General features: G+C 70.2%; 9 protein-coding genes. 7 read left to right on the top strand and 2 right to left on the bottom strand.

Going from position 1 to position 9,137, the window contains the following annotated elements; translation table 11 throughout:
- Positions 1 to 19 precede the first annotated feature (19 nt).
- The gene (locus ACFFHC_RS04130; protein WP_141494339.1) at positions 20 to 574 is read left to right on the top strand and encodes a cysteine hydrolase family protein; all 555 of its coding nucleotides are present in this window, start codon (positions 20 to 22) and stop codon (positions 572 to 574) included.
- Here the strand turns inward: ACFFHC_RS04130 and ACFFHC_RS04135 are convergent, their stop codons facing one another.
- Positions 575 to 697, bottom strand: coding sequence for a ribosomal protein bL36 (locus ACFFHC_RS04135; protein ID WP_070703632.1), 123 nt, complete (start codon positions 695 to 697; stop codon positions 575 to 577).
- On the bottom strand, positions 694 to 933 hold the full coding sequence (rpmB, locus tag ACFFHC_RS04140; RefSeq protein WP_141494331.1) for a 50S ribosomal protein L28: 240 nt from the start codon (positions 931 to 933) through the stop codon (positions 694 to 696). The genes ACFFHC_RS04135 and rpmB overlap by 4 nt, the downstream gene beginning before the upstream one ends.
- 89 nt (positions 934 to 1,022) lie before the next feature.
- On the opposite strand from rpmB, the gene ACFFHC_RS04145 reads away from it, so the two are divergent.
- The 6 genes from ACFFHC_RS04145 to pstB all read left to right on the top strand — a co-directional run bounded on the left by ACFFHC_RS04145 (position 1,023) and on the right by pstB (position 8,944).
- Entirely contained in the window at positions 1,023 to 3,668 is a 2,646-nt protein-coding gene (locus tag ACFFHC_RS04145; RefSeq protein WP_141494332.1) for a DEAD/DEAH box helicase, read from the top strand.
- Positions 3,665 to 4,276, top strand: a complete 612-nt coding sequence (locus tag ACFFHC_RS04150; RefSeq protein ID WP_141494333.1) for a hypothetical protein — start codon at positions 3,665 to 3,667, stop codon at positions 4,274 to 4,276. Before ACFFHC_RS04145 ends, ACFFHC_RS04150 begins: the two co-directional genes overlap by 4 nt.
- 368 nt (positions 4,277 to 4,644) lie before the next feature.
- Positions 4,645 to 5,934, top strand: a complete 1,290-nt coding sequence (gene pstS, locus ACFFHC_RS04155; protein WP_141494334.1) for a phosphate ABC transporter substrate-binding protein PstS — start codon at positions 4,645 to 4,647, stop codon at positions 5,932 to 5,934.
- 79 nt (positions 5,935 to 6,013) lie between these two features.
- A complete protein-coding gene (gene pstC / locus ACFFHC_RS04160; protein WP_141494335.1) occupies positions 6,014 to 6,997 on the top strand; it encodes a phosphate ABC transporter permease subunit PstC in 984 nt (327 codons plus the stop codon).
- Position 6,998: 1 nt separating this feature from the next.
- The gene (pstA, locus tag ACFFHC_RS04165) at positions 6,999 to 8,150 is read left to right on the top strand and encodes a phosphate ABC transporter permease PstA (protein ID WP_141494336.1); all 1,152 of its coding nucleotides are present in this window, start codon (positions 6,999 to 7,001) and stop codon (positions 8,148 to 8,150) included.
- A gap of 14 nt (positions 8,151 to 8,164) precedes the next feature.
- Positions 8,165 to 8,944, top strand: a complete 780-nt coding sequence (gene pstB, locus ACFFHC_RS04170) for a phosphate ABC transporter ATP-binding protein PstB (protein WP_070703620.1) — start codon at positions 8,165 to 8,167, stop codon at positions 8,942 to 8,944.
- Positions 8,945 to 9,137: the final 193 nt, after the last annotated feature.

The raw sequence follows: 9,137 nt of genomic DNA on the forward strand, positions 1-9,137 counted from the left end.
GGACGAGGGGCTGGCCGCGATGGGTGTGGCCCCCGAGCCGTGGCTCGTGGTCATCGACCCGCAGCGGATCTTCGCCGATCCCGCCACGAGCCCGTGGGGCTCGCCGATGTTTGCCGAGGTGGTGCCGGCCATCCGGCGGCTGGCCGCCGCGCATCCCGGCCGGGTCGTGGTGACCCGCTTCGTGGCCGACGAGGAGCCCACCGGCTCGTGGGTGCCCTACTACCGGGAGTGGTCCTTCGCGCAGGTGCCGGACGCCGACCCGCTCTACGAGGTGGTGCCGGAGCTGGCCGACCTGGACGCCCTGGTGGTCACCGAGCCGACCTTCGGCAAGTGGCACGACATGCTGCAGGCGGTGGTTGGGGAGAACGCCCACCTGCGCCTGGCGGGGGTGGCCACGGACTGCTGCGTGGTGGCCACCGCCCTGCCGGCGGCCGACGCGGGGGCGTTCGTGGAGGTGGTCACCGACGCGTGCGCCGGGTCCACCCCCGAGAACCACGAGCTGGCCCTGCGCCAGATGGCGCTCTTCGCGCCGCAGGTCACGCAGGTGACCAGGGCGCAGGTGCTCGGCGAATGATCAGCCGGCGCGACCCTTCATGCGGGGGTTGTTGCGGTTGATGACGTAGGTGCGGCCGCGGCGGCGCACCACCTGGGCGCCGGGCTGGCGGGCGAGGGAGCGCAGGGAGGCGCGGACCTTCATCGGATCACCTCCCCGCGGGCGAGCATGTCCTGCACCACGGCGTCGATGCCGCGCTTGTCGATGGTGCGCAGGCCCTTGGTGCTGACGTCGAGGCGGACGGTGCGGCCCAGGGAGGGCACGTAGAAGCGGCGGCGCTGGACGTTGGGGGTCCAGCGGCGCTTGGTGCGGCGGTGGGAGTGGCTGATGGTGTGGCCGAAGGAGACCGTGGCCCCCGTGACCTGGCAACGTGAACTCATGGGGCGGGACCGTAGACCAACATGAGAACAGTTCTCAAGTCATGGTGCTGCCCCGGGCGGTGTCGGCGCCCGGTGCGATGATGGGCGCGATGACCGACGACGCCGCCCCCGCACCGCCCGAGACCCGCCGCCTGGTGGACCGCCTGCCCTCCAGCACCTCCCCGGACGGCGCCGCGGTCCACGAGGCCTTCGTCCAGTGGGCCACCGAGCAGGGCATCGACCTCTACCCCCACCAGGACGAGGCCGCCTTGGAGCTCGTGGCCGGGAGCAACGTCATCCTCGCCACCCCCACCGGGTCGGGGAAGTCCCTGGTGGGCGTGGCCGGGCACTTCGTGGCCTTGGCCCAGGACAAGGTGTCCTTCTACACCGCACCGCTCAAGGCGCTGGTGAGCGAGAAGTTCTTCGCGCTCGTCGACGTCTTCGGCGCGGACAACGTCGGCATGATGACGGGCGACGCCGCGGTCAACCCGGACGCCCCGATCATCGCCTGCACCGCCGAGATCCTGGCCAACCTCGCCCTGCGCGAGGGGGCCGCGGCCGACGTGGGCCTGGTGGTCATGGACGAGTTCCACTTCTACTCCGAGCCCGACCGCGGCTGGGCCTGGCAGGTGCCGCTGCTGGAGCTGCCGCAGGCGCAGTTCCTGCTCATGAGCGCCACCCTGGGTGACGTCTCCTCCTTCCAGGAGGACCTCACGCGGCGCACCGGCCGTCCCACCGCCGTGGTGGCCGGCGCCGAGCGCCCCGTGCCGCTGAGCTTCGAGTGGAGGATGACCCCGCTGGAGGAGACGCTCACCGAGCTGCTCAGCACCCACCAGGCGCCGGTGTACGTCGTCCACTTCTCGCAGAAGCAGGCGGTCGAGGGGGCGCTCGCGCTCTCGGGCACGGTCAGGCCCACCGCCGAGCAGAAGGCGGCCCTGGCCGAACGCCTGGCCGACGTGCGTTTCTCCGCCGGGTTCGGCAAGACGCTCAAGGGGCTGCTGCGCCAGGGCATCGGCGTGCACCACGCCGGCATGCTGCCGCGCTACCGCCGCCTCGTGGAGCAGCTGGCCCAGGCCGGCCTGCTGCAGGTCATCGCCGGAACGGACACCCTCGGGGTGGGCATCAACGTGCCCATCCGCACCGTGCTCTTCACCGGCCTGGCCAAGTTCGACGGCACCCGCATGCGCGTGCTGAAGTCCCGCGAGTTCCACCAGATCGCCGGGCGGGCCGGACGGGCCGGGTTCGACACCTCCGGCCACGTCGTCGCCCAGGCGCCGCCGCACGTCATCGAGAACGCGCGGGCCGAGGAGAAGGCCGGCGACGACCCGAAGAAGCGCCGCAAGCTCGTGCGCAAGCAGCCCCCGGAGGGCTTCGTGGCGTGGACCGAGGAGACCTTCGACAAGCTCGTGCGCTCCGAGCCCGAGCCGTTGTCCAGCCGCATGCGCGTCACCCACGGCACGCTGCTCAACGTCATCCAGCGTCCCGGGGAGCCGGGGGAGGCCTGGCGCACCATGCGCCGGCTCGTGGGCGACAACCACGAGACCGCCGCGGGGCGGCGTCGCCTGGCCCGCCGCAGCATCGAGCTCTACCGCGGACTGCGCGACGCGGGCGTGGTCACCCAGGAGGTCGACGAGCGCACCGGTGCCACGTCGGTGCGCCTGGCCGAGGGGGTGAGCGACGACTTCGCGCTCAACCAGCCGCTGGCCCCCTTCGCCGTGGCCGCCACGGAGGTGCTCGACCCCGAGTCCCCCACCCACGCCCTGGACGTGGTGAGCGTCATCGAGGCCGTGCTCGACGACCCGCGCCCGGTCCTCGTGCAGCAGCAGTTCAAGGCCCGCGGCGAGGCCGTGGCCGAGATGAAGGCCGACGGCATCGAGTACACCGAGCGCATGAACCGGCTGGAGGAGATCACCTGGCCCAAGCCGCTGGAGGAGCTGCTCGAGGGCACGCTGGAGATCTACCGCCAGTCGCACCCCTGGGTGACCTTCGAGACGCTCTCGCCCAAGTCCGTGGTGCGCGACATGTTCGAGAAGGGCGCCTCCTTCGGCGAGTACGTGCGCTACTACGACCTTGCCCGGGCCGAGGGCGTGCTGCTGCGGTACCTCTCGGACGCCTGGCGCACGCTGCGCCACACGGTGCCGGACCACGCCCGCACCGAGGCGGTTGAGGAGGTCATCGAGTGGCTGGGCGAGGTGGTCCGCCAGACGGACTCCTCCCTGGTGGACGAGTGGACGCTGCTCGCCGGTGGTGAAGTGCCGGACCGAGAGGCCCAGGAGGTGCGACCGGCCCACGGCGCGCAGGGGGTGACCGCCAACGAGCGGGCCTTCCGGGTGATGGTCCGCACCGCCATGTTCCGCCGCGTGGAGCTCGTGGCCCACGACCGCTACCGGCAGCTCGGGGAGCTCGAGGAGGCCGTCGCGCAGCTCTCGGACCCGCCGGCGAGGGTGGTCATGGACGCCGACGCCTGGGACGAGGCCCTGGGGGAGTACTACGACGAGTACGAGGACGTGGGCATCGGCCCCTCGGCCCGCTCGGCGGACTTCTTCGTCGTGGACACCGCGCCGGACGAGGCGCGTCTGGACGCCCTGCCCGAGGGCGTGCTCCGGGGCGACCGTGCCTGGGTGGTGGAGCAGGTCATCGAGGACGCCGCCGGCGACTACGACTGGCGCATCACCGCGGTGGTCGACCTCGACGCCTCCGACGAGCTCGGTGAGGCCGTGGTGCGCGCCGTCTCGATGGGGCCGGCCACCTCGTGAGCGAGCGACCGCGGCGCCCCGCGTTCCGCACCGGGTGGCAGCTCGACCAGCACGTCGGGGGTGACGACCCCGCGGACGCCCTGGAGCTGAGCCACACCACGGCGGAGGTGCTCGTCCACCGGGGGAGGGCCGAGGGCGACCCGGAGGTGACGCGGCGCCTGGTGGAGCTCGTGGACGACCTTGGCCTGGACGCGCTGGCCCTGCTCTGGGCGGACCGACCGGCCCGTTCGCTGCCGGGGGTGCTGTGGCGCCTCTACGCGGTGCGCCAGTGGGTCACCACCGCCCCGGTGGAGGTGTCCCGCGAGTACGCCGCCGGGATGCGGGCGGCCGAGGTCTCGCACGCTGTGGCCGGGGTGGTGGACCCGCCCGGGCCGCAGGAGGTCCGGGAGCTCGCCGATGCGGTGCTCCACGGCGTGTACGCCGGTGACCTGGCCGTGGCGCTGGAGCGGGCGGCCGCGTTCTGCCGGGTGGTGAGCGCGGGACGTGGCGTGGGCGGCGCCGAGGGGGCGGCGACCCGCCGCGGGCTGGGGCGCGGCCTGGCCCTGCTGGACACGGCGGAGGACCTCGTCGCCGGCGCCCGGCTCTGGCGGGCCGGTTCGCTCGTCTGACCCCGGCGGCGTGCGGGAACAACCACCGGCGGCGTAGCGTTGTCGGCCGAGCGCACCGACCCGTCGGTAGCCCCGGGCTCCACCCTTCGCCGCCACGAGCGGCCGCACGCCGAGAGGCGCTCCACGGGTCGGTGCGTTCCTGAATTCGGGGAGGGGTAGGCCGGGTGTGGGCGGCTCCCGGAGCCTGGTGTAATCCGCGTCACGCAGGGGCACGAGATGGTCCCCAACTGTTCATCGTGCGTTCACCCCTTTTGGCGTGTGCTGGTGTTCGGGAGTCCTACGGTTGGCAACGCGGCACATACGCCGTGGTCTGCAGCACCCTGAGGCGGCGGATCATCACCTCGAGCACCTCGTGAAAGGTCCCTCTCGTGAAGCTCAACCGCTTTGGTTCCGTGGTCGCCCTGGCGACCGCCTCCTCCCTGACCCTGGCCGCCTGTGGTGGCGACTCCGAGGACGACAAGTCCTCCGAGACCACCACGGAGACCTCCACCGACGCCTCGGCCCCGGCCGAGTCCGGTGACACCGAGTCGCCCGCCGAGTCCGGTGACACCGAGTCGCCCGCCGAGTCCGGTGACACCGAGTCGCCCGACGAGTCCGGTGACACCGAGTCGCCCGACGAGTCCTCCGAGACCTCCGCCCCCGAGGATGGCGCCGGCGCCTACCCGACCTACACCAAGACCGACGGCGCCAAGGGCGACCTGAAGGGTGTCGGCTCGTCCGCCCAGGAGTCCGCCGTCAAGGCTTGGATCGCCGGTTACCAGGGCAAGAACGGCGACGTGACCGTCAACTACTCCCCGGACGGCTCCGGCGCCGGTGTGGAGCAGTTCCTCGGCGGGGCGACCCCGTGGGCCGGTTCCGACGTGGCGCTGGACGACGAGGAGATGCAGAAGGCCAAGGAGCAGTGCGGCGACGCGGGTGCGATCAACCTGCCCGCCTACATCTCCCCGGTCGCCATCGCCTTCAACATCGAGGGCGTGGACTCCCTGAACCTCTCCCCGGAGACCATGGCCAAGATCTTCAACGGTGAGATCGAGACCTGGAACGACGACGCCATCAAGGCCGACAACCCCGACGTCGAGCTGCCGGAGACCGAGATCACCGTCGTGGCCCGCTCCGACGAGTCCGGCACCACCGCCAACTTCCAGGAGTACCTGAAGGAGGCCGCCGGCGACGCGTGGCCGCACGAGCCGGGCAAGGAGTGGCCGGCCGACGGCGAGAAGGCCAAGGGCACCTCCGGTGTGGTCTCCACCATCCAGGGCACCGACGGTGCGATCGGCTACGCCGACGCCTCCCAGGTGGGCGAGCTGAAGTCCGCCAAGGTGAAGGTCGGTGAGGAGTTCGTCGAGTACTCCCCCGAGGCCGCCGCCAAGGTCGTCGAGGGCTCCAAGCCGGTCGAGGGCCGTGAGAAGGGCGACCTGGCCCTGAAGCTCGACCGTGAGGTCGAGGGTGGCTACCCGATCGTGCTGGTGACCTACGAGATCGCCTGCAAGGAGTACAAGAACGCCGAGGATGCCGCCAAGGTGAAGGACTTCCTGTCCTACGTCATCACCGAGGAGGCCCAGCAGAAGTCCCACGACGAGGCCGGTTCCGCCCCGATCTCCGCCAAGACCGCTGCGCAGATCGCTGAGTCCGTCAAGGGCATCAAGGCCGCTGGCTGATCCAGCCCCACCCCGACGGGGCCGCGCTCTGTGAGTGCGGCCCCGTCGTCGTGATCCACCCTCACCTCAAGGAGACACCATGGCTGACACCAGCCCCTCCATGGGCGGGGCGACGAAGCTCTCGGTCGGACAGTCCGGCCCGGGACCGCAGGAGCCGCAGCCCGATCCCCAGCGCGGGACGAGCACCGGTCGAGTCGGTGACAAGGTCTTCTACGGCCTGGCCATCGGTTCCGGCGTCCTCATCGCCCTGATCCTCGCCCTCGTGGCCGCCTTCCTCATCAAGGAGGCGCTGCCCGCCATCCAGCAGTCCGACGAGGTCGGTGACGACGGCTTCTGGTCGCTCGCCCTCAACCTCCTGGGCGGCACGCTGCTCGCCGCGACCATGGCCATGGCCATCGCCGTGCCGATCGCAGTGGGCATCGCCCTGTTCATCACCCACTACGCCAACCCGCGCCTCTCCAAGGCCCTCGGCTTCGTCATCGACCTGCTGGCCGCCATCCCGTCGGTCATCTTCGGTCTGTGGGGCTTCCTCACGCTCGCGCCCCTGCTCAAGGGCTTCTACAAGTGGCTCGAGAAGAACCTCGGCTTCATCCCGCTGTTCGAGGACGCCTCGACCACCGGCCGCGTGCTGCTCACCGCGTCCATCGTGCTGGCCATCATGATCCTGCCGATCATCACCTCGGTCTCGCGCGACGTGTTCGCCCAGACCCCCCGCGGCAACGAGGAGGCCTCCCTGGCCCTCGGCGCCACCAAGTGGGAGATGATCAAGCAGGCCGTGCTGCCCTTCGGGTGGCCCGGCGTCATCGGTGGCGCCATGCTCGGCCTGGGTCGCGCCCTCGGTGAGACGATGGCCGTCGCCATGATCCTGTCGCCCAGCGACGAGTTCCAGTGGAACGTCATCGGCAGCGGCAACTCTCCCATCCCCGCCTACATCGCCCTGAACTTCCCGGACGCCACCGGTCTGCGGGTCAACACGCTCATCGCCCTGGGCCTCGTGCTCTTCGTGCTGACGCTGCTGGTCAACCTCGTGGCGCGCTGGATCGTCGAGCGGAGGAACAGCTGACATGACCACGTCCCCTGTCGACCTGAACCACGGCCCCACGCACGAGGCCGACCGCGGCCCGGCGATGCCGGCCCTGGACTACAACGCCATCCGCCCGGCGTCCCGGACGCTGTGGATCGGCATGCTCGCGGTGGCCGCCGGCCTGGGCGCCCTCGCCGCCTTCCTCGTGGGCTGGAACATCGCCCTGTTCGTGATCTTCACCGCGGTGTTCTTCCTCGTCGCCCTCTACGTGGGCTACCGCGTCACGGCGGGGCACCGCCAGGGCGTCGACCAGGTGATCCGCGCGATGGTGTACATCGCCTTCGCGCTGGCCGTGATCCCGTTGGTCTGGCTCCTGTGGTCGGTGGTGAGCAACGCGGTGCCCGCGCTGGCCACCAACCCGCACGTCCTCACCGAGGACATGTACGGGATCTCCGGTGGCGTGGACGAGAAGCGCGTCGAGGAGGGCGCCGACCTGGTCGGTGGCATGAAGCACGCCCTCATCGGCACGCTGCTCATCACCCTCATCGCGTCGGTGATCTCCATCCCGGTCGGCTTCATGGCCGCCATCTACCTGGTGGAGTACGGCACCAACGGCTGGCTGTCCCGCGCCCTGCGCTTCCTCGTGGACGTCATGACCGGTGTGCCGTCCATCGTGGCCGGTCTGTTCGCCTACGCGCTGTTCTCGATGATCTTCGGCCCGGGCACCAAGATGGGCATCGCCGGTGCGATCGCGCTGTGCGTGCTCATGATCCCGATCGTGGTGCGCAACTCCGAGGAGATGCTCCGCGTCATCTCGCGCGACCTGCGTGAGTCGGCGCTGGCCCTGGGCGTGCCCAAGTGGCGCGTCATCACCAAGATCGTGCTGCCCACCGCGGCCGCCGGTCTGGCCTCCAGCGTGTTCCTGGGTGTGTCGCGCGTCATCGGTGAGACCGCCCCGCTGCTGGTCGCCGCCGGGTACAACGCCGCCACCAACTGGAACCCCTTCGAGGGCCCGATGAACTCGCTGGCCTTCTACGCATACCAGTTGTTCCAGTACCCCCTGAACGGCGGGTATCCTGACCCGAGTCTCGAGCGCTCCTGGATCGCAGTGTTCCTGCTGGTGGTCCTGGTGCTCGTTCTGAACCTGATCGCACGAGCCATCGCTGCCGCCCTGGCACCGAAGAAGAGCTGACGAGGAGTCCCCGCGTGTCCAAGCGCATCGAACTGACCGACCTGAACATCTTCTACGGCGACTTCAAGGCCGTCGAGGACGTCAACATGGTCATCGAGCCCCGCACCGTGACGGCTTTCATCGGCTCGTCCGGCTGTGGCAAGTCCACGGTGCTCCGCACCATCAACCGCATGCACGAGGTGATCCCTGGCGCCCGTGTGGAAGGCAACATCCTGCTCGACGAGCAGCCGCTGTACGGCAAGTCGGTGGACCCCGTCGAGGTGCGTCGCCAGGTGGGCATGGTCTTCCAGAAGCCCAACCCCTTCCCGACCATGTCCATCCGCGAGAACGTGCTGGCCGGCGTGACGCTCAACGCCAAGCGCCTGCCCAAGCGTGACGCGGACGACCTGGTGGAGGCCTCCCTGCGCGGTGCCAACCTGTGGAACGAGGTCAAGGACCGTCTGGACAAGCCGGGTTCCGGCCTGTCCGGTGGTCAGCAGCAGCGTCTGTGCATCGCACGCGCCGTGGCCGTGCAGCCCGACGTGCTGCTCATGGACGAGCCCTGCTCGGCCCTCGACCCGATCTCGACCCTGGCCGTGGAGGACCTCATCCACGAGCTCAAGGAGAAGTACACGGTCGTCATCGTGACGCACAACATGCAGCAGGCCACGCGTGTGTCCGACAAGACCGCCTTCTTCAACATCGAGGGCACCGGCAAGCCCGGCCACCTCATCGAGTACGGCGAGACCAAGCAGATCTTCGAGAACCCCAGCCACCAGGAGACCGAGGACTACGTGTCCGGCCGCTTCGGCTGATCCGTTCATCTGCACGCACTGCTCCCCGCGTCTCCGTGTGAGAGGCGGGGAGCAGTGCGTTGAGCACGGTCCTGGCGAGTGAGCGCGCACCCCAACAGGTCGTCACTCATACAATCGTTATCAGGCTCTTCGGAGTTGAGCGTGGGTGCTTGGGGGTAGGGGTCGAGGTCCCGGGCATGATCTGAGGACTTCT

The sequence above is a fragment of the Kytococcus schroeteri genome (genome assembly GCF_042433515.1).
GTDB classification, from domain to species: Bacteria; Actinomycetota; Actinomycetes; order Actinomycetales; family Dermatophilaceae; genus Kytococcus; species Kytococcus schroeteri.

Coding starts and splice junctions, on each gene's coding strand:
- ACFFHC_RS04130 (WP_141494339.1), top strand. CDS start 20: ATGGGTGTGGCCCCCGAGCCGTGGCTCGTGGTCATCGACCCGCAGCGG.
- ACFFHC_RS04135 (WP_070703632.1), bottom strand. CDS start 697: ATGAAGGTCCGCGCCTCCCTGCGCTCCCTCGCCCGCCAGCCCGGCGCC.
- rpmB (WP_141494331.1), bottom strand. CDS start 933: ATGAGTTCACGTTGCCAGGTCACGGGGGCCACGGTCTCCTTCGGCCAC.
- ACFFHC_RS04145 (WP_141494332.1), top strand. CDS start 1,023: ATGACCGACGACGCCGCCCCCGCACCGCCCGAGACCCGCCGCCTGGTG.
- pstC (WP_141494335.1), top strand. CDS start 6,014: ATGGCTGACACCAGCCCCTCCATGGGCGGGGCGACGAAGCTCTCGGTC.
- pstA (WP_141494336.1), top strand. CDS start 6,999: ATGACCACGTCCCCTGTCGACCTGAACCACGGCCCCACGCACGAGGCC.